This is a genomic window from Ruegeria sp. CDSB013, from assembly GCF_059611165.1.
The window spans coordinates 459,456-480,713 of the sequence record NZ_JBXWPA010000002.1; the positions used below are offsets into that span (position 1 = coordinate 459,456).

The following is a 21,258-nucleotide window of genomic DNA, read 5'->3' on the forward strand; positions in this document are numbered from 1 at the left end:
CAATATTGCGCTTCTGCGAAGATCGGCTCTCCGCCCTTAACCCCGAGCTGCCTCCTCCATAAATCTCTCCACCCGTGCAGCTCCTGCTTGATACTCGCCCAAACCAGGCTTTTCGCCTGACGCCGGACCCCGCTCTTCATTGGCCAAAGCATAGATCTCTTCGCGCCGCGTCCCTCCGCTTTCGGACCCGTCACCTGAAACCGCTTTCGGCATCTCAAGCGCTCCAATCTTTGCCTCCAGCGCCTTGATCTGCCCTTGCAGACCGCGCATCTGGTCCCCCGCTGTGGGATATGGCAGATCGCCTGTCTGCTTGTCGAAGATCTGCTTAAAAAACCGATCCTCATAGTATTTGATTCGCTTGGCGCGCACGGGCATTTGCGCGTCGACCACCAGAACGATGTCATCAAGATCCATGCGCCGCGCTTCATCCTCGGGCAGCAACGCGGTCTCTTCGGTCCGTTCAGACATGCTGCGCCCCGCGAAGGGGTTACGGCCGACTGATCGCGAGCGGGTCACCACGCGCTTGGTTGTTTTGCCGACGGCTTTGCTGAGCTCTTCGATGGTCTTTTCATCTGAGGGAGTCAGGTAGAGCTTGATACCCGCGTTGCCCTGCAAGGCACGCCGGGCATTTTCGCCGTAGATTTCGTCCAAGGCCGGGATTGTCTGTGTGACGATCGCGAGATTGGCCCGGTAAGATCGCAGGGTTTCGATGCTGTCGGGCACGATCGGCATTTTGCCCAGGCGGTTGAACTCATCGAGCATAATCATGACCGGCCAAGGCTCGTCCTTATCAGGTTCATGATCTTGCAACGATGCCAGTAAGTCCGAGAAAAACAGGCGGATCAGCGGCGCGAGCGGTTTGACCATCAGCGGTTCGACTACGAGATAGACCGAAAACGGCGTCTTTCGGATGTCGCGGAAATCGAAGTCTGACGATACGGTTGCGCGGTCGATCGCGGGGTTTGACCACTGCTTGAGGCCCGAGGTCATGAGAAGCGACAGATAGGAGGTCAGGGTATCGTTGTTGGTCGAGGCCATACGCATGAAAATCAGCTTGGCGGCTGGATTGACCACTTCGTCGGCGCGGCGGCGACATTCCTTCTGCTTGTCCCCGCCTGAGGCCGTGATGCGGTAGATCTCGCCCAAGGTCGGCCGCTTGCGCTCAAACGCCAAAAGCCCTGCCGCTACGAATAGATCGATACCGCCATCAAGGAGCCCCTGAACCCGATCGTTATCAGCCTGAAGGAACAGCGACGCCAAGAGTTGTAGCTCCATCTGCTGGCGGTCGACATTTTCGAGCGCCGATATGCGCAACAAAGGATTGTAGCGGTGCGAGCGGCCGTCCTTCCAATCCGTCGGCGCGAACCGAAACACCTTGTCGCCCTGCGCAGCCCGGTGGCGCGCCGTCGCCTCGAAGTTTTCGCCCTTCACGTCCAGCACCACCGCGCTGCCCTGATAGGTCAGAAGGTTCGGGATGACGAAACCCGTCGTCTTGCCGCGTCCGGTCGGGGCGACGATCAAAGCATGGGGAAAAACCTTGGACATGACAAAGGGCTTTCGGCTCTTAGGCTTGCCCATTTTGCCTAGGACAAAGCCGTGGCCGGGCTTGCCGAAAAAGCCGTTCTGCTTCATCTCGGACATCTGCTGCCAGTGGGTTTCCCCAAATTTGGTCAGCGCATCGTTCATCACCACCGCACTGAGCAAAACACCGGCACTAGTGCTGATCCCCACGATCAAGTGAACAATCTGCATATCGGCCGGATGGGTCATTCGGAGAACCCCATAGCTGCGCGCCAACATCAGGAAATCGATATCCGCCCCGACCCCGAACCAGCGGAACGTTAGAAAGGCCGACGCCAGAACATACCCCAGCACCCCGCCCAGAAGAGCAAAGCTCATAACGCCGAGTGCGATCTGCGCCTTACCCATGCGTCACGCCCTTTTCGCCGTCGGCATCGACATGCCGCTCGCGTTGAACATCAATTTCTTCATTGGCGATCTCGTCTAGGACGTGCTCCATCGCCACGCTGCTCGCCAGAGCGGCATCGCTCTGCAGATAGGCTTTGGCCGCATAGAGCCGATCCAGGCGGTCTTCGATATGTGCGTCCAGCGCGGTCTCATCGCCAATCGCCAAGTCAGGGGTATTTTCTTCACCGACCAGATCCTCCAGTTCGGCCCTCAAGGTCTCGCGCTCCAGATCGCTGCGGAATGGCTCTGCGGTCGGATCATCTCTCAAACGGCTCAGGATTTCAGCCGTGGTCGGCGGCAGCCGATCGATGATGGCTTCCTGCCGGTCGGCCTCCACCGCCCCACTGTCTTTGATAACATCGCCATCGGCCAACAAACGGCCCAGGTCACTGTGCAACTGATCGAGACGGTCGATTGCTTTCTCGAGCTCATCGGTGCGAGACAGGTCAAAACCCTCCTTCTCGGCAATCGCCTTCAAGTCCTGGCCAAGCCATTGCCTCTCTAGCGCGGCATTACCTGCGCCGATTTCGACGCGACGCGTCACATCCTGCGCGTCAATGCCGGTGCCTTTCAAAGCCTGCTGCAGACGGTCTGCCAGAGCTGGATCCTGCAAAGCGCCTTGGGCCTCGGCCCGTATATTCGCAGCGGAATAGATCCCACTTTTGGACGCATCTTCGAGCAAGGTGTGGGACTGCGTTCCCATTGGGCTCAGATGGGACAAGGAGCGATAGATGTCGTTCAGCTCATGCTCTAGCGCGGCACGCCGCTCCGCCGGGGCGTCCGCCACAATACGTTCAGCTTGGTTGATCTTTTCATGGAATGCATCCACGACCTCATCAAAAGAATGCTGTTCTTCGGCCATCCCATATACCTTTCCATCTGCTTCAATCGGTTTGCCATGCGCCAAGAGCCGCGCGGCCTTGTCCAAGGCTGCTGCAATGTCATGCTGGTTCTCGCGAGAGGCCTCGGCGGCCAGGCCGCGATAAAGCCGCGCGTTATGCGCCACCTCAGCCAAGGCACGGTCAAGCTCCGGCCCCACGTGCTCACGTTCGGTCAGCTTCTGGCCCGTGGCTTCCGCGCGACGCTGGTCTGCATCGCTTGGCCTCTTCGTCGTGATCCCACGTTCGAGCTTTCGGGTCGCCTCAAGGCGCAGCCCATAGCGGTCCGATACCTCCACCATCGCTTCGCGAAAACTGTCGTAGTTGAAGTGATGCCCTTCCTTCAGAAAGAAGAACTCCCCGTCCTTGCTGCGACGGTTCAAAACGATGTGGGCGTGCGGGTGATCCCGGTCCTCATGCACGGCGGCGATGTAGTCAAAGTGGCTGCCTTCGCCCTGAAGGAACCGCTCGCAGATCTCGCGCGTGATCTCAGCAACATCCTCGCCGCGCGTGCCAATCGGAAAGGCCATCAAGAGATGCGAGGTGTGCCCCAGCTTGGGATGGAACCCCTCATTCCACTGCTCTGAAAATCGGCGCGTGACCTGCTCGATCTCTTTGGCTGACAGAACGCTTTGGCCATCATAGGTGCCACGGCTGTCGATGATGAAGCTGGACTTGGTGGTAAGGTATTCCAGCTGGTTGCGCAGCTGCGCTTTGTTGTGAGTGCCGCCATCGCGAATGGCTTTGAAGATCGCAGGGGAATGCCCCATGGCGGCGCGGGCCATTTGCTTGGCACGGGCGCGCGGGACGCTTCCTCGAATGCGGCTCCAGTCGCGATCGAAGAAGGCCTCTTGCGCGGCAGCAACGGCGCTATTGCGGGCCATCGGCAAAGCCTCCCAGTACGCGGGCAACCTCGCCAGACAGCGCGCTTCGGCGGCGCTGCGCCATGTCTTGAACCTGGTCAGCGATGTCGAAGATCAGCCCGGCCAAGGCGCGGACCTGGCTATGCGCAGAATTGCCATAGGGCGGCGTCTTGCCCTGTCGCTTTGCTTCGTTCAGACGCTGCGCGATCTGGTTGATGTTGTTGCCGGTTCGATTGAGCGAGGCCGAGAGCCCCTGCATCTGATTGGCGAGTTCATCGTCGGGAACGAAGAGATCGTTTGAGGCATGGATCAACCGCCGCAATCCCTCCGCGCGGCTGGTGATATCATGCCGTGCCAGCACCGCATCGAAACCCGCAAGCTCTTTAGTTGTCAGCCGGACATTCACCAGTTCTGAACGCACGCGCGCGTCAAGCTTGCGGCTTTGATCGGCCTTCAACGTGTAGAAGATGCTGCGGGTCGTGACGCCGAATTCGCGGGCCAGATCCTCGATCGGCACCCCCTCGGCACGCTTGCGCACGATGGCAAAACGCTGGTTCTGCGTCAGTCGCTTGTGCCGTGGTCTGCGCGGTCGGCCCATGTGAAGTAATCACCCCTATTTCTTGCCAGCATCATACAGGCAGCCCTGCTATGGCATTTCGCTACAATTGATTCAATATTATAATATTGCATCAACTGCCTGTATTCCGTTTGGAGCAGCCATAGGCTGCGACCGCCGGGCAAAGCCCGTCCCCATGCGCAAGGCATGGCACCACTAATCGTGGTTCCACGCCTCAGCATCGCCAAGCAATTGCAGCGCTATTGCGCGGGCCGCGCCTTCAGCGCTGGCATAGGTTTGATGATCGGGCAGCTCTTGCAGATCAAAGGGCTGTTGCGGGTCTTCCGGGGTCTCAACTCGGACATAGATCGCCCAGCCATCAATCAGTTCTGGATCATCACAATACTCCTGCCTGCCATCGGGCAGATTGCAGAACCCGTGGAGATGCACGCTGGCGCGGCCCTCTCGGGCCGCCTGCCTGATGTCAGAATACCTCATGGCGAACCTCTGCACTTTCCCCGATGAAAAATTCGTCAGGCTCGCCATTCAGGCGGGTGCCATCCCGACTGGTCAAGCCGATAGCTGACCCATTCCGTGTGAAGGTGATGAGGTATTGCCCGAGGTCATCACTCGTCACTACATATCCGCTGTTGACCCAGTGAACGCGGTTGCCCGCGTCCACTGCTGCTTTGATATCTTCCAAGGTCATCGCAACGCCTCCTCAAGGATTGCGAGAGCCCCGAGACAATCGTCGATGTAGGGCTGCTCCTCGCCGTCAAGATCGTTCAGCTCCAGCCGGTTCAACACCGCGTAAAGCGTGGCGCGGGCCTCACGGGCGGCGCTTCGCAAGCTGACGGTATCGTCCAGACGCACCGTCGCAAAATCATCGCTGTGATAATCAGAGATCATGCTGCCACCTCCTTGCTTTGACCTGCAGCGTTCAAAACAAAGTCGGCAGCTTTCTGCGCCTCGGACGCCGCGCGAAAAATCGCCCGCTTGTCCTCCTTGAGCGCTTTCAACCACCCTTCAACATAGGCGGCGCTTTGGTCGAATTCCGGCGCGACGCCAATCTGAGCACCAAGGAAACAAGCACCGATTTCCGCCACCAGTTCTTCAAAGGCATAGGCCTCGCGGTTCGCAAATTTCTTGATCCGCTCAAGCCGCTTTTCGCTACCGGTCCAGTGGATAGATTCATGGGCCAATGTCCCATAATAGCCTGCCGCATTGTGAAACGTGGCAATTGGTGGCATATGGATGTGATCTTTTGCGGGGCTGTAATAGGCGCGCGGGTCATCACTGGTGAGGATCTCCGCCCCTGTCCGGCTGAAAAACGCCTCAAGCTCAGGATCTTCGGCCGTGCCAAGATCGCGAGGGGCCTCGGGGCGGATGTAGTAGTCCTCCGGCAAACCCTCGATCTGATCGGCATTGAACACGCGATAGGCGCGCGCATAGGGCAACTCTTCCTCAATACCCAGTTCGTTCTCTTTGGTAAACGTCCCGTATTTGACCACGGTTGACGACGTTTCGCCTTTGCGGACTTGGCCGCCCAGCTCCTGCGCCTGTTTGTAGGTCATCCAGCGGCTGGAAACATAACCATGCTTGGCCGACATGACCCAGAGCATCAGGATATTGATCCCGCGATACTCCTCGCCGTTGTGCCGTGTCGGCAAGGCAGTGCCGGACGCGCTTCCGGTCCACGGCTTGCGCCATGGCGGTGTGCCTTCCTCTATCTCTGCAATAATGGTGTCGGTGATATGGGCATAAACATCAAACTTCGGTGCCATTTGTGGCCTCCTCGATCAAAGTGACGCGGGTGAGGCTTCGCGCCCCCTTCCGCCGATGGGCTGCGCCTCGGCCACCTGATCTGACCGAATACGCATGTATTCGGCGGAACAGAGTGGGAGAGGGCAAAGCCCGACCCACGGCCCTGAACGGGGCTGTCAATCGGCCACATTTGCGAAGAAAATGTCTGCGCCAAAATCAGACGCCAATTTGCCCCGCGAGGAATGGCTCGCTCGCGAGGCAGGGGAAATTGGTGGCTGATTTTGGGGATGGACTAAGGTTGACCGCCACGGTCAGGGATGTTGGGCGGACAAAAAAGGAATGATGCCTGGATTGGGGTGAACGGGCCAACGGCCCGTTGAGCCCTGATGCAGTCCATTGGGAGATGTTGCCCGCGCGCAAAAGCGCGGGCTCCTCATAGGATTAGATTTGCTTCCTCTGCTTGCGCGACATCGCCAGATCAAAGCGTTATTTGGGCAAGAAAACACAAATCATGTTGTTTACCCAAGTCTCGTCACTAAGAAATAGCCTTGTCCACAAACCCCAGAGTAGTCGCGTTCTCTGTCAAAGTTCTGACCTTGGAGCGCTCTAGACCAGAGGGGACTTCGGCATCTATCTCTAGCTTCAACGTCACTTCCGCACCAGGAAGGGTCGTCAATTGCTCAACAATCGCCTCAACGATTTGGGCCATATCTCGAGCCGGTCGCTCGGGTGACAGCATTACTGTTCCTTGAAAACGCGTTGGATCATGAGGCTGCGACACATCTGAACTTTTCGCTGAGCTTCCAGCCTCGACAACCGCATCGTTACCTGAAGAATGAAGATGATCTTGAGTGCCTCCTGAGGCTGCGGGCGCACTTGGTGATAGCTCGCTGCCTTTGGGGGGCGCTTGTTTTTCCCGCGCAACATCAGCCGTTGCGGGGCGGACAATTAGGCTCTCGGGATCGATTGTCACTGTTGACCCCGAAGCGCCTTCAATCAAGAGTCCCCGATATTCAGCACGCGATTGTTCAAAAGCTTCAGCGTATGCAAAAGGCCCAGGGACCATCGCGCCAATTGCTGAACGAACACAACGAGTTAAAACCTCCCGATCTTTCAACCTAGGCAAATAAGTATACCGGTTCAGATACTCCCAAAGATCTTTTAGGTGTAAGTGTTCACGATCGTTCCAGATGTACTTTTCGAGTTCACGATTGAGACGTTCAGGGCCAATCTCTGGGAGTAATGCTTCTTCACTCACCAGCTTCTTACTGGCACGGCTAAGCAACCCATCTTGCGCGGGAATTCGAGCCGAAGAAAAGCCAACATCTGTTTGTGCGCTATCTTGATAAGGGTAAACAAGGTACGACCAAGTCTCTTTTAACCTAGTCTGCACGGTTTCTTTTGCTTCCTGTGCCTTGTCTTTAGCCAAGGACATTTCGCTCGATTTCAGATCCAGACGCCCACTATTTGCATCGCGAACAATCCCATCCCATGCCAAAAGAGAACGCATTGCGTCCTTGAGGTTTTCAAGCTGACGAGCATCGGGGGCTAGAAAGACCAACGTGTTTCGGTAAACGCGTGGCGTGTTTCCGCGTTGTAGTAGGATATCTTTAACTTCCGCCATCGCTTCCGACTTGTCGCGACCGTTGTGTGGGTACTCTACACCGAGCACAACTGCGCGCACGCCGCCAGCTTCGTCTGGAACCGCTGCGGAGCTTTCAGGGGCAACTTGTACCGCGTCGAAATGACCGCGATCCGCAATCCCATTAATGTAAGACGCTAGAGCCTTGTCGATCTCGACCAGAACCAATGCATCTTCTAGTTGGCCCGCCCTATCTGCGGCCACGCGATTGAGGCTGGCAGACATAGAATACCAGTATCGGCCGAGGTCTCCATGCATGAACTTGGCCTGGTTCGTCAGCCGACGCAGAGCGTCACCAAAGATTGCGATTTTCTCACCTGGCTGAACCACGCCTAGGTTAATTTGTTTGTCGTCCAAACCTTTGTTTTCTTGTGAGTGCAGCGGCGCTGTTCCCATGAATACTGTCCTGGCCACACGTCGTGTCGCCGAATATCGATTGAGATTGGGTGCTGCTTGATCAACTTTATATGGTGTTGATGATGTGCCGTCGATATCCCCGGCGATTATCGACTGCCAGGATGGGTCCAAATAATGCAAAAGCTCAGGCTCTACTCGCTCCGAGCTGATCGACACGCTTCCAGGCATTATCATTACTGAAGGGTCGCCAGACATCCAAAGCTCGTGAATGACCTGGGCCATCAATCGCAGCACGCCACGCGTTCGCTGAAACTTCTCAAGAGAACCCCAAGCCGTGTAAAGTTGATCAAACAGATCCGGATGGATCGGGTAAGCCTTCTCCAATTTTCGCCGATAGTCTTCGTCGGCGCATCCTTGCGGAAAATCATTGGGATTTTCTCGATAGAGCTTGGAAAACTGTTTGAGAGTGTTGTCGCGGTGCAAATACTTGTCACCCGGTATCTCTTTAAACAAGCGACGGCGAACAATTTCATAGCTTTCTTCCTGAGAAGCGGGACGCCACGAACTTTCCACACGACTGAACGTCTGTTTCAGCCGGGCCAGCGCCTCATGCCCACCTTCACCGCCAACTTCGATCTGCGACGCAGGTAAGGAGGCAACCAAGAGCGTCTGAGGAGAAGCCTTTACCGCTTCAGTCAGCGCCTGAACAAACGAGAGGTTGGCGTCAAAAGATCCAGATGGCAGCCCTTCCACCTTATAAATCTGACGTAGATACGCGACCCATTCATCAATCAAAATCAAGCAGGGAGCAAATTTGTTGAATAGCTCTTCAAGCAGATCAGAACCCGGCGCGATCCCGCGTTCATCGTTTTGCGCAACCATATCGAACCCGGCTTGGCCACCGAGTTGCCATGCCATTTCGCCCCAGGTTGTCTTGATAACCTGACCACCTTCCAGCTCGATTGTGCTCATCGGATCACGTGACGTACCAACCAAAACGGCTCGACTGACGTTTGCTGGAACGTCCAACCCCTTGCCCGAAAGCAGTTGATCAAGGCCTGGCAAGTCACCAACCCGTGTCTCTCCAGCCATATGGTACAAAGCAAGCATCGAGTGCGTTTTACCGCCCCCAAAATTGGTCTGCAGCTCCACGACCGGGTCGCCGCCGCCACCTGACAACCGCTTGGCTGCACCACTTAGGAGCGCACTGAGACCTTCCGTTAGATATGTACGGCTGAAAAATTCGCGCGGATTACAGTATTCCGGCGAAGCGGTCCCCTTGTGAACTTTCGCAAGATCGGCCGCAAACTCAGCCTGTTGGAACTCACCAGTCGCCACGTCTTCATGGGGTTCGATGACTTCACGCCACGGCTGCAACCCGGCTTGGGTCTCGGTTGAAATCGTCGTGGTACTGGTCTTGCGACGCTCCTCATTCCGCGCAAGTTCCGTGAACTTTGTGCGCAGGATCGACTCTCGCATCTTGCCGATTTCCTCGGCACTGTCGCTGGCGCTTACCGCATCCAGAATGCGGCGCATGCTATCCAGGGCACGCTCCGCATCGTCATAGGTAAACTTGCCGTCGTGGGCGAGCTTGTTACGCACATCGACAAGCTCGTTGACGATCGACCGGTGCGTGCGGTCCAGCACATCGCGGAAGGCATCGTTCCAAAGCCGCTCCATAATCTGCAACAGCTTTTGGGTGTCGAGCGTGAACTTCCCGTTCCCCTCGGGCCGCCAATGAGGGAAGCGACCGATCACCTCTTGCGGCCATCCCTTGCCAAGCCCCACTTCAAGCCGCTGCATCACAAAGGGCTGCAAGCCCTTCTGCATATGTTCCATGCCTTCAAACACATATTGGCGCGTACTTTTTGCCATCTCAAATCACCTTCAAATATCCATGCGGGTCTGGCTGTTTTTGTCGGTCACGTGGATCGTGGCCGCCAGACGGGTCAAATCAGTCCAAACGGCGATCAAGCCGTTGTAAGAGGTCGCCTCTTTCGCATCCTGGCGTTTGTTGCCACAGACGTCATAGAGGTAATAGGCCAGATCCTTGACTGTCTCGGCTCGCTCGCTTCCAATCTTTTTGAGCAGCTCGGCGGCAGCGTATTCACCGTCGTTCTCAAGCGTCCGGATCAAATACTGGCAGCACTCCCAGATGGTCAGATGCGTGTCTTCTTCAGGATCCCAATCAGGGTCGAGCTCGGCGCGTTTCAGGATACGGACCTTCCCGGCAGAGCTTTCGACGATCCCGGCATGCTTGACGTTTTCGACCGAGATGCCGCGCGCCGTGGCGATGCTGTTGGCGGTGCCATACTCGCCCTTGTCATAGCCGTTTTGCTCAAACCAAGTGGCGGCAAAGCGAGTGTCAGGATCAAAGTCGCCATGCAGGTCATTCAGATATTCATCGAGTTCGGTATTGATCAGCTGCAGTGCGGTCTTGACGGTCATCGGACTATCGTCAGCCTCGAGCACGGCCTTGTAGCGCGAGAAGACGCCCATGCCGGGGCCGATAGCCGATTGTGGCATGTCGGCAGGGGAGACGTTGGCGGCCTGAAGCTCCTCAATCGCGGGTGGCAGTTCCCGTTTCAGTGCGCGGATAAACTCGGCCCTCGTAACCATTTCAGCCGTCTCTGTCTTCTTACGACATACCAATACAACCGAGTTCGCAAGCGCATTAGAGCCAGTGGCTCTCATTCGGTTAGCCATCTCGGTTCGCATAGGCCAGGTACCAACAATTGAGTAAGAAGCATCTAAAATCGCCTGCAGAAACGTAGCCCAACCAGTTGAACTGATCCCTTCTTGCTCAATTTCACTTTGCTTGAATGCGTAATATATGGTTGCAGGCACCAAATCTGACGAGCGCGCAGCCATTTGAGAAATAGCTGAAGTCATTCCTTCCAAAAAAAACTGTTCTGCTTTCTCAGTTCCGCTGTGTCGCATTCGATCCGCAACTAACTCTTCCATCTTGGGAACGGCAACTGTGGTGAAAATTTCAGGATATTGATCTCTCAACATTCGACGTAGCCACCCGTAGAAGAAATCCGAAAGATCAGCGTATGGTATGTTGTCGTAGTATGGTGGGTCGGATGATACGACCATGTCACCATCGTACTGGACGCTTTGCGCATCATTATTTCTAATCGTTCCTACCGACGAACCGGACCAACGATTGAGAACTTTGGAAACCGTAGTTGCGCTAATGAGGAAATCTCCGGCCGTGCCTGAGAATGGGTTCGCTTCGAAATAATCCCAGGTCATTGGGATGGCTTGCCGACCAAACATATTTTTCAATTGAACCTTGTCAGCGGCCCATCGACAATGTGCATTGCAGCTGTCGGTTAGCCTGCTGATCGATAGTGCCAAATAGGTAGCTACCGCTGACGAGTATTCTTCTGTACCTTTTACCTCTTGTTTAACTTCATCAAGCAAGTCGACGAAGGTATTTAGTGCAACTAACTGGCGATCCGAGAAAAGCTCTCCGAACGTTTGATATCCATACCCCAGGACGCCAATATATTGAGAATGATTAGGGAGATTAGTCTCTGGCTTCCAACTTGGCTTTACCGAGTTTGCAATCCTTATTTGCTCTTCAGAGGGTTCGGCAAACGCACGGCCGGATTTTGTGCTGACAACAATCGCAAGAAGTGTTCTCCCCATTTTCCCGGATTTTGCACATTCCTTCACGTATTTTGGTGTGATCGCGGAATCAGAGATAATGCATCTAAAGTTTGCGCCACGACCTTCCTTACTCCCCTTTTTGGCTCGAGCGATCTCCTCCCGCGTGCCGCCTTTGTGCACGCGAAAAGATATCTTCTTTTCGACTTTGTCGATGACTGGCTCAAGCCATGCCTCCTTCTTAGCTTTCGAGCTGAGCAGAAAGCTGGACGCAATTGGAACATGGACGTCAGAAAATGCAGGGTCCGGGCTTGGCACAGTTCTTGACCATATCCAGCCAATTACTGGAGCTGAGCCTCCACCGTAAACTTGAGGTAATTCTGCTGAAGGATACAGATGCCCAATGCGTTCAAACGCCTTTTCGCGCATCCATTCGCCGTAGTATTTCACATCTTCGGCCAGACCTTCGGCATTGCGATAGAACGACCGGTCTTTGATGCCCGGATGAATCGGCTCCATGTCCTTGAACTTCGGTGGGATCTCGATCATCGCCTTGCCGATCATCACCGCCACCGGGTTCAGGTCGGACCCATAGGCGGGCAACCCCAGCCGCTGCGCCTCCAGCGGGATCGACCCTCCGCCCGAGAACGGGTCATAGACCGGCGGTAGCTCGCCACCACAGCTGGCGCGGATCTCGGCCCGCGCGCGCTCCAGCACCTCTTCGTTGGTGGAGTTTTCCCATTTCACCAGATCTTCGATGATCTGAAACAGCCGCTTGCGCTCGGCCTCCACGGCCTCCTCGGTTGGGAACTTGTCCGGATGGCTTGATGGGTCATCCACCAGCTGCGCAAACAGCACAGCCCGGCACGCCGCCAACGGCCGCCGCGCCCACCACAGATGTAGCGTGCTGGGATGCCCATGCCGGATTGATTTCTCCCGCGCTGAGGCTGCGTTGATCGCTTCAAGAGGAATGGCGACCTCGATCAGTTTCTTTTTGTAGGTCATTGCTTCCCCAAGTTTATTGCGCGATGAAAAGAGCCTGAAGACCAGAGCCGAGGCTCTGATGTGCCCCTTCGCCCAGCAGGTCTTCAAACATCTCTGCGCTTGTTATTGTTTTTGTATCTGAGTCCTCACCGCGATCCATAGAAGCGCGCGGCAGATCCCGCCCGATGGGTATCCCGATTCCGCGCTCAGCGAAAGACGGATGGAGCAGCTCTCCGTCAACCCGACCGCTTGCAAGATAGAAATTTAAGAGGCGTGAAAGCCACCTTGGGTCCCGTCGAGTTGGATAGGGCGGACAGCAAAAGCACCCAAGGCATTTGCACGTCTTCTGGATAGCTACCGATTTCTTTGGCCGAGCCTGAGTAAGAGCCGAGGCTGTTGCATCAAGGGTGAAAGCAGCCGATTTCGCCTTCTTGTCGACCTCTTTGTCGAGGGCAGACGGCGTGCAGCACCAAGCTTCTTTGAACATACAATCAGTACGCGCCGCTGCGTGAATATCCTCAGCTTCAGGAAACACGTAGAAGGTGCTGTTCGGGTATTTCTTTTCGACAGATGCCAGCTTGGTCAACTGGTCGCGCTCGATCTTGATCCGGCTCCCTGACTGGGCTTTGAACTGAAAGAGGACCAAACTGCCGCCAATTCCTAGAACAGCATCGATCCCTTTTTTGCGCTCTTGCGCCTGTGTCAAACCAAACCATTTGGGGTTTCGGTTGAACGGCATGATGGCAGCGCTGAACGCGGCGCAAAACCTAATCTCAAAGCTCTTTTCTGCGTACCTCAATTGAGCTCTCCTGGAGGAACAGCCCGATCAAGCAGCTTCTTAATGTTGAATTGGATCGCATTCTGATCAAATGGCGGCTCGCGGGTGTCCAACGCCCCTCGAAGATAGCGCGGTTCAACGGCGTATCCGTCCTTGACCTGCACAATCGCCAGAATGAATTTATCAGGTTCATGAAGCGACGTGATGATTTCCTGACGCGTCAGCATAACCGTGTCAGCGCCATCGATCCTCCCCTTCACCTCAATGAACCGCATGTGATTGGTTCGCGGATCGAACGAAGCGATGTCGTAGCCGATCTTGCGGGCAGAGACATCCTCGGGCTCATTGCCCAAAGCGCGCTCCGCATTCATGACAGCATCCATTGCCTTCAACTCGATTTCACGGCGAGCAACGGGATCCTCGGAGAAACCGTTAGGGAAGCTAGAGAATGCGCCCTTCGCCTTTAGCAGCCCCTTCGGCACTACGACCATGCCGCCACGAATTCTTGGTGGTTGGGAAGATATGAAACGCTCTTGATTAAGCAACTCCATACGTTTGCGCAGTCGCTCAGCCAGATCTTCCGCTCGACGTTCCGCGTTCTGCCAATTCGAGCGGCTCTTTCTACCGGCCCGCTCTTGCTCTTTGAGCTCGGCCGCGCGGGAATCCCAGTAGTTGATTTCCTTTTTCAGGCGAGCTTTGACTTCACGCTCGACCTTATCAATCTCTGGAACTCGGCGTTCCTTCACCTCTGTAACATGGCCCTGCGCTAGTTCTATCGTTGCGTATTGCACCACACGTTTCTCCAGATCGGAGGTGAGCCAAGAGGCGGTGATATCATCTTTTACTGCCTCAATTTCTTCGACAGTTGCCGCGCGTAAATTCAAATGCGGAGCTATTCCCGCATTTCGGACGTCGCCATCCTGATCAACAGTCGCGAATTGAAGCTTTTGAGATACGATATTTGCATTTCCTGCATGACCGGCCCTGCCATCTTGCACAGCGTGCTCAAGCAGAAATAGCGCTTCGATTTTTGATCCATCATCGGTATCATCAACTAAAACCGCGCCTTGTTTCATCAGGTGATCATTTTGCTCACGGACAATGCTGATAACTGAGTCAAGCAGCGGATGCCCGGGGTAAACGAAAGCAGCTATGGGTTGCTGGTTGATCTTGGTTTTATCGAAGCATATCCGCTCATACTTCTTTTGCAGCGGAGCGCCTGTACCTGTTTGACGATCGCGCTCACGGACAACTAAGGGAACGTGAGTAATTTCCCAACGGCCTTCTTCACGGCGTTTTATCTGCCCTCCAAGCCTTTTAAACGCCTCGACGAAGAAACTCTGCACGTGGTGTGGCTGAAGGCGTTGCGCCTCCGCTTTCTCCATTGCAATTCGGAGCTCCTGAACCTGTGCCGCGGGCATTGTGTCATTGGTAAGCTGTCGTTTCTGAAGCAAATTGAGCAAATGGCTTTGATCCACAGCACCATCAACAGTCTGAAACAGGCGCGCTTTTACTTCGTCATCATCATTGTACTGGATCGCTTCGAGCAGCAGCTCTCGCAATGGCTGATCTTCGAATAATTCACCGAGAACATCATAGACGCGTCCACCTAAAGCTTCTCGAGCAGCTTCGAGCTTTTCCAAAAGGCGGGCATACACATCGCCTTCACGTGTGTCTTTCGCCACAAGGTTCCAAAGGTGACAAACCTCCGTTTGACCTATTCGGTGGATACGACCGAAACGCTGCTCAATTTTATTTGGGTTCCAGGGCAGATCATAGTTCACCATTAGATGTCCGCGCTGAAGGTTAACACCTTCACCCGCAGCATCGTTTGCTATGAGGACCAGCATATCGCGGTCCTGCATGAACCGCTCAACCACTTTGCGTCGCTCCTCGCGAGTTACGCCGCCATAAATCACATCAACGGCATCAGGCTTGCCAAGGCGTGCCGTCACTCTGTCACGAAGGTATTCGAGCGTATCTTTTGGCTCGGTGAAAATGATCAGTTTTCGACGACTTCCGTCAGCGTCCATCATCAGCTCGTCATCCAAGATCTTATCGAGCTGCTGCCATTTCGTGTCGTGTCCGGAATGCAAGACACTGAGCGCCATGCTCTCCAAGCCCCTTAGGGTATCCACCTCGATTTCAAGCTGCTCTGCCGTTTCAGCACTCGTCGCACTTGTCGAGATCAGCTCTTCCATCTCATCGACTTCGTCCTGTCCGTACTCGTCAGTATTGGTCAAAAGATCCTGATTGATCTTCGCACGGAAAAAACCTGCCTTTTCGCCCTTTTCTGAGAGACGCGCCTCGCCCAGCTCCGCTTCAAGTCGCTCTCTACGGCGCTTCAGGGACTGATAAATCGCCGCCGGGCTCGAAGCCAGGCGACGCTGCAGAATCTGAAGTGCAAATCCGACATTGTTCTTCTTCCGGCCATCGCTTTCGGCGAAACGCAAGACACGATTCATCTCATCTCTTACGTAGTCGGTGACCGCCGTGTAGAGCTCCGCTTCTTCCGGGGAGAGCTCATATTTTACCGTGTAAGCACGCCTCTCGGGAAACAATGGGCGACCATCAAATCGCAAAAGTTCCTCTTTTGTCAAACGACGCATCATGTCTTCGACATCCGCGACATGCACTCCGTCGCGAAAACGCCCTTCAAACCGATCTCCATCCAGCAACGCCATGAAGAGCTGGAAGTCTTTCTCCTTGCCGTTGTGCGGTGTCGCAGACATGAGGAGAAAGTGTCGGCAAATTTGCCCAAGTTTCTGCCCGAGTTGATAGCGTTTTGTGAATTTGGCTTCGTTTCCAAAGAACGTCGCAGACATACGATGTGCTTCATCTGCGATGACTAGATCCCACTCAGTTGAACTAAGCAGTTTTTCCTGCAAATCCTCATTGCGAGCCAATACGTCTAAGCGGGCGATCATCCTGTTGCTGTCATTGAAGGGGTTCCCTGATCTGGAACTTTCGATCATGTCCCGGCTAAGGATATCGAATTCTAGGCCAAATTTTTCCCAAAGCTCATCTTGCCATTGCTCTACGAGGCTGCCCGGGGCCACAACTAAGCAACGCTCGAGATCACTGCGTGCGATTAGTTCTTTGATCAACAGCCCCGACATAATGGTCTTTCCAGCCCCTGGATCATCGGCCAACAAAAACCGCAACGGTTGACGAGGCAACATCTCCCCATAGACCGCCGAAATCTGGTGAGGCAGAGGATCAACCTGACTTGTATGGATGGCCAGATAGGGATCAAAAAAGTGCGCGAGCTTTATTCGATTTGCTTCAGTCACCAGGCGCAACAAAGAGCCGTCTGCGTCAAACGACCAATTCCTACCATGCGCGTGGATGGCAAGGCGATGCTCGTCATCGCGATAAACCGTTGTTTCTGCTACCGCTCCGCTAGATTGTCGAAACACGACATTTATGGCTTGATTGCCAATCCACTCGACAGAAACCACTTCCACAGGCGTGCCAGGGACCATACCCTCAACCCGTCCACCAGGCTTTACGTCTTCAAGCTTTGTCATAACCGGGTATTTCCTGAATAATTCTTCTTTGAAAAACTGTTGCTGTGCCACTCTTCATTTCGCCCCCATTGCCTCAATCGGAACACTTGAAGGATCGGCTAAAACGATGTGCTGCTGATGCGCGGGACGAGAACGCGCAGTGTCATCCAGCCCAAGCCGCCTCAACGCATAGAAAAGCATACTTTTTCGAACCTGGATGAACGCACTACCGTTCTCCATGCCATAATCAAGCTCCACAACTTTTCGCTGTGAGACCGAAAGCTCCGGGTGCGGGACTATTTCCAGTTCAATTTTGGTACCCCAGTCGGAATCCTCCGCCTGGTCAATTCCCGCATCACTTCCCAACTGGACACCGAGCATTCTGCTGATCACAAAATCGCGAAAACCACGGGTCTCGAAACAATACGCTCTAGCGTGCCAACGAAATCCGTCAAAACAAAGCGCATGAGGAGCAATTTCACGCGTCTTGGGAATCGGAGAGCTCATTGATTGGTATCTGACAGACAAGCGTAGTTTAGAGTCGATAGCACGCATGACAGGCTGAAGAGTTTCTGGCTTCACGCCACGCGCGGGAACCGGCGGGGAAAACACCTCGGGGCGTAGCGAGTACCAGTCCGCATTCGCCACTCCATTGCCGCGAGACATTTCCAGTAAATCGTTCAAATACCTTTCGGAATTTGGCGTATCGTACTCAGGAATAAAACTGCTCTTAGGAACGTAAGTTTTTGCATTCAGGTCATAAAAAATGTTGCCGGGGTGGGCTTTTTTGTAGGCGTTAAGTTCCTTTGATGCCTGCGCTCTGGATAGATCAAACGCATCCATAAGGTCAGAAAGCCCGAGTTGACCGCACCAAAACAACCTATGCTCCATGAAAGAACGACGGCGATACGTTACCCACTGCGTCCTATGATGTTGTACAACTTCGACCATAACCATGACATACACCGCATCTCCAGATGGGTCTAGATATAAGATGGTTATTTTCCACTGCATTCACGCCATAGTTGCGCGCCCTAAAGGGAAGAAGGAGAGGACAATTTAGACTTCACAATTGGCTGGCCCCCAGACAATGCTTGTCATCGTTGGCTGACTGCCACCCGTTAAGAACCAGGGCGGTGAACCCACCCTGGCGCTGAGGTCACTCGGTGACCGGATCATCGTCGCGGCGCGGGAAGGCGACCATTTCGACGTCGGGAAACATGCTGTGTTTGACGTTGATCGATGTGATGTTGCCGTCGTCGTCGGTGTTGACGAAGAGGACGCCGCAGCGGTCCCAGAAGTTCTTGCCGTCTTTTTCACCGGATTTGACCTTCAGTTTCAGAGTTTGAGTAGCCATTTTTTGATCCTCACTTTGAGCGTTTCGATGAACATGACCAAAGCTGGTACCAAGGGGCTGTCAGCGAGAAACTTGCCTCGCGAGGAATGCGCTGGCGCAGGGGAATTTTCTTGTTGAAGCGGGGCTTGCCCCGCGTCTGCTACGGCTGCCCGCTTATGTTCAGCAGTCGGAAACACGGCACTGAGAATGAAAAACTGGCAACCCCAAAATACTGCTGCGTAGATTTCACAAACCCCAAAAGAACCAGAACTAGAGACCACGGCCTGGCCAACTGAAACGAAAATGACGGACGTAGTATTTGTCATGCATGTACTTCAGATCGTCTTCCCAATCCGAAATCGCATCCTCGTAGCCGCGTGACTGCATTTTTTTGAAGTTTTTCGCTAGACCGGCAATGTGATAAGCGATTTTTCTAAGCCTCAAAGCAGACTTTGGTTCGCCCCACATACGAAGAGCCGAAATCCTTTCGACTGGTGGAAGATGTCCCGAGAAGCAGCGGTCCAGGATCAACTGCCGTGTCGATGCTGGCAAGCCATTTGTTTTCCCGACGGTATATCCGAGCACTTTCAGAAAACTTTCTTCAGCCCTCTCAAAATCACCGCCACCATGACCACTTCCAACATCTGTGGTAGGCCATTTGAAGGCTTCCACCTCGGGCAAATCTCGGACTCTTCGCCTCCACTCCTTTTCGACAGCTGAAACAATCAAAAGGTGTTCGTTTTTCTTTTGGCCTGTCGAATTGGCTGCACGTGATGTGTTTGCCTTCCACAGGTTTAACAGTTGCTCATTGTTTGACTTGGACAGGGAAGAGCGAATTCTTTTTCCGCTTTCGACGAGTAATGACATCTCTCGCTTCTGACGAGCTTTTGCTTGCCGCTTCACCTCTTCTTTTCTGCGAGCTTCTTTTGATTTTCCCTTTTCCAGCCTCTTTTGGACTTTTTGCTCTTTGGCTGCCCGTTGTTGATCGATATGCCGCTGCTTTCTAGCAGCTGTTTCGATAGCCTTTGCCCATGAATGAAAGTGTCGCTCGTAGATCAAGTCTATTTCCGCCTCGTGGCGGATGACGGTTTGCCCTTTGAAGGTCAGGCCGACCGTGAATTTCGGTCCTTCTTGCGGAGACCCGACCCACATTTCATCTCTCATCACAGTGAAGAGGCGCACGAAAACCTGGTTGAAGATCGGATCGTCGCCAAAGCCGTGCAGTTCCTGATAAGCCTTACCGACAGCAATCCACTCTTTTGGCTGATCAGCCAAGCTGTTCAAAACGAAAAGCGACAATTTTCGAACGGTATCGAGATTAAGTTCAAATTTGGATCTACTCATTGGCATCCGCCTTTAAAAATCAATTACTTAAGCTCCTTCGAAGATTGCTCTTAAACGGGCATTTTTTGTAACCCTACTTCAAAAGAGTTAGGCGACTCCTCAGCGCGCCATCGATCGAAGCAAGCAACGCCTCAGGGAAACCTTCCGGAAGCTGATTAAATGTAGCCTCAACGATCGCGTGCGAAGTCTCCTGCAGCTCTTCAAACAGGCCCTGCACGACCGCGCGGGACAAGCCGGATTGAACTCCTGTCTCCACGATGTGGCGGCCTACGATATTTGCCACTTTGTAGTGGTTTGAGTTTCCGAAATTCATAGCGAGCTTGAAGTATTTTCTCTCGATCTGCCGGGCGTCGACGGTCGGCTGCACCGTCAGCACGTCGTAAAGCGGTGTCATGCGAAAGCGACCGCCGGGTAAGAGGCTGACGCTGAAGTTCTTACCATGTCCGTCTGTCGCGCCCAGCAACCAGAAAAGGACATTCGCTTTGAAAAAATCGTACCGGTCTTTGTTGGGGTCATCACTACCCAACAAGAGTTCCATGATGTCCGAGACCCCGGGGCCGCCCTCGTTCTGGTACTTTTGCGTGGGCACAACGGATAATGCTTGGCAGCAATCCTCCTGCGGCAGACGGATCAAGCGGCCATCAGACGTCCAGCGCCGATCAAAACGCTCTACCACCAAGGCTTTCCTATCGCCAAACTGAGCCATTTCGACATTCGCAGCCCGAAGCCCAAACGCTTCCATCAACTTCAGGCACAGGTATTCGTTTTCAACGCTGTCGGACAGGTCCATGCCGTTGGGCAATCTGCCGATTTGCGGCTTGATGATGTGCGTGGTTGGCGTCGTACCGGTTGGCTCTATCCACTGGCCATCTTTACGAAGCAGCGCGGTTTTTTCCTGTGCACCAGCGACAGAAATGCGGAAATCATTCTCTCGGCGGATACCCAGTGGTGCTAGATCGAGGTCGCTCAAAATGGCCCCGATCTGCGCCTCGTTGACAGGTTCTCCAGTTAGCTCGGACATTGGCTGTGGCTCTTGCCCGTCGAGCAGAAACTGAAGCGCACCGATGCAGTCCCGCCCAATTTGTGACAGCAAGCTGAAGGCATCGACGCCTTCGGCCCCGACACGTTCCGCGACCCTTCGACGGATGACATCGCTATCGGGCAACAGGTTGTCAAAGACGGCCATCACAGGTGCGCCGCTGTAGCGGTTCTCCTGCAATGGCAACGATAGCGACACCGGCATCCGGTGCTCCCACTCGAGCCAGTCTCGTGCATAGGCAAAACTGACGCCGCCTGAGGACTCACGTACCAATTGACCCACGAGCCGCGAGTTCAGGAAAACGTTCAGGGGTGTGTAGCTGCGCTTGCGGCCCATGTCAGAAAATGTCCTCAAGCCCGTCTGATGTACCCTTGCTGCGCTCGGCCACCGTAATCTCGAGCTCCAAGGCCGCGATCAAATCGAATACCGTTTCCAGCTTGGCTCCGCCGCTGCCGTTCTCGATCTTGGATATTGTCTCTTGCCATACACCGCTCATCGAGGCGAGTTCCCTCTGAGTAAGGTTCTTTGCCTTCCGAGACTCGCGAATTGCGTGGCCCAAGTTTTTTGATGTTCTAACGAGGTGCTTCATGGTGGTTCTCCTGCCATTGGATATGACCTCTAAATC

The 21,258-nt window shown here is 54.4% G+C and carries 16 protein-coding genes; all 16 read right to left on the bottom strand.

Annotation, left to right across the window (positions count from 1 at the left end; translation table 11 throughout):
* Window positions 1–36 precede the first annotated feature (36 nt).
* The gene (locus AC2FJF_RS05810) at window positions 37–1,929 is read right to left on the bottom strand and encodes a type IV secretory system conjugative DNA transfer family protein (RefSeq protein ID WP_496723738.1); all 1,893 of its coding nucleotides are present in this window, start codon (window positions 1,927–1,929) and stop codon (window positions 37–39) included.
* The gene (locus AC2FJF_RS05815; RefSeq protein ID WP_496723740.1) at window positions 1,922–3,730 is read right to left on the bottom strand and encodes a relaxase/mobilization nuclease domain-containing protein; all 1,809 of its coding nucleotides are present in this window, start codon (window positions 3,728–3,730) and stop codon (window positions 1,922–1,924) included. The genes AC2FJF_RS05810 and AC2FJF_RS05815 overlap by 8 nt, the downstream gene beginning before the upstream one ends.
* Window positions 3,717–4,307, bottom strand: a complete 591-nt coding sequence (locus AC2FJF_RS05820) for a hypothetical protein (protein ID WP_496723742.1) — start codon at window positions 4,305–4,307, stop codon at window positions 3,717–3,719. Before AC2FJF_RS05820 ends, AC2FJF_RS05815 begins: the two co-directional genes overlap by 14 nt.
* A gap of 174 nt (window positions 4,308–4,481) precedes the next feature.
* Window positions 4,482–4,763 (bottom strand): hypothetical protein, encoded by a 282-nt coding sequence (locus AC2FJF_RS05825; protein WP_496723744.1) that lies wholly within the window; start codon window positions 4,761–4,763, stop codon window positions 4,482–4,484.
* Window positions 4,750–4,974 (bottom strand): hypothetical protein, encoded by a 225-nt coding sequence (locus tag AC2FJF_RS05830; RefSeq protein ID WP_446719156.1) that lies wholly within the window; start codon window positions 4,972–4,974, stop codon window positions 4,750–4,752. Before AC2FJF_RS05830 ends, AC2FJF_RS05825 begins: the two co-directional genes overlap by 14 nt.
* Window positions 4,971–5,174 (bottom strand): hypothetical protein, encoded by a 204-nt coding sequence (locus AC2FJF_RS05835; RefSeq protein WP_496723746.1) that lies wholly within the window; start codon window positions 5,172–5,174, stop codon window positions 4,971–4,973. The genes AC2FJF_RS05830 and AC2FJF_RS05835 overlap by 4 nt, the downstream gene beginning before the upstream one ends.
* Window positions 5,171–6,049, bottom strand: coding sequence for an ArdC family protein (locus tag AC2FJF_RS05840; protein WP_496723748.1), 879 nt, complete (start codon window positions 6,047–6,049; stop codon window positions 5,171–5,173). Before AC2FJF_RS05840 ends, AC2FJF_RS05835 begins: the two co-directional genes overlap by 4 nt.
* A gap of 515 nt (window positions 6,050–6,564) precedes the next feature.
* On the bottom strand, window positions 6,565–9,903 hold the full coding sequence (locus AC2FJF_RS05845; RefSeq protein WP_496723750.1) for a DUF499 family protein: 3,339 nt from the start codon (window positions 9,901–9,903) through the stop codon (window positions 6,565–6,567).
* A 12-nt stretch (window positions 9,904–9,915) separates the two neighbouring features.
* Window positions 9,916–12,648 carry a DUF1156 domain-containing protein gene (locus AC2FJF_RS05850; RefSeq protein ID WP_496723752.1) on the bottom strand — a complete coding sequence of 911 codons (2,733 nt, stop codon included), beginning with the start codon at window positions 12,646–12,648 and terminating at the stop codon, window positions 9,916–9,918.
* A 13-nt stretch (window positions 12,649–12,661) separates the two neighbouring features.
* Entirely contained in the window at window positions 12,662–13,333 is a 672-nt protein-coding gene (locus AC2FJF_RS05855) for a hypothetical protein (RefSeq protein ID WP_496723753.1), read from the bottom strand.
* Between the two features lie 89 nt (window positions 13,334–13,422).
* Window positions 13,423–16,986 carry a DUF8742 domain-containing protein gene (locus tag AC2FJF_RS05860; protein WP_496723755.1) on the bottom strand — a complete coding sequence of 1,188 codons (3,564 nt, stop codon included), beginning with the start codon at window positions 16,984–16,986 and terminating at the stop codon, window positions 13,423–13,425.
* Window positions 16,987–16,989: 3 nt separating this feature from the next.
* On the bottom strand, window positions 16,990–17,928 hold the full coding sequence (locus AC2FJF_RS05865; protein WP_496723757.1) for a WYL domain-containing protein: 939 nt from the start codon (window positions 17,926–17,928) through the stop codon (window positions 16,990–16,992).
* 145 nt (window positions 17,929–18,073) lie between these two features.
* Entirely contained in the window at window positions 18,074–18,271 is a 198-nt protein-coding gene (locus AC2FJF_RS05870) for a hypothetical protein (protein WP_496723759.1), read from the bottom strand.
* Between the two features lie 249 nt (window positions 18,272–18,520).
* The gene (locus AC2FJF_RS05875; RefSeq protein ID WP_496723761.1) at window positions 18,521–19,594 is read right to left on the bottom strand and encodes a cell envelope integrity TolA family protein; all 1,074 of its coding nucleotides are present in this window, start codon (window positions 19,592–19,594) and stop codon (window positions 18,521–18,523) included.
* Window positions 19,595–19,667: 73 nt separating this feature from the next.
* On the bottom strand, window positions 19,668–20,969 hold the full coding sequence (locus AC2FJF_RS05880) for a type II toxin-antitoxin system HipA family toxin (RefSeq protein WP_496723763.1): 1,302 nt from the start codon (window positions 20,967–20,969) through the stop codon (window positions 19,668–19,670).
* A 1-nt stretch (window position 20,970) separates the two neighbouring features.
* Entirely contained in the window at window positions 20,971–21,222 is a 252-nt protein-coding gene (locus AC2FJF_RS05885; protein ID WP_496723765.1) for a helix-turn-helix domain-containing protein, read from the bottom strand.
* Window positions 21,223–21,258: the final 36 nt, after the last annotated feature.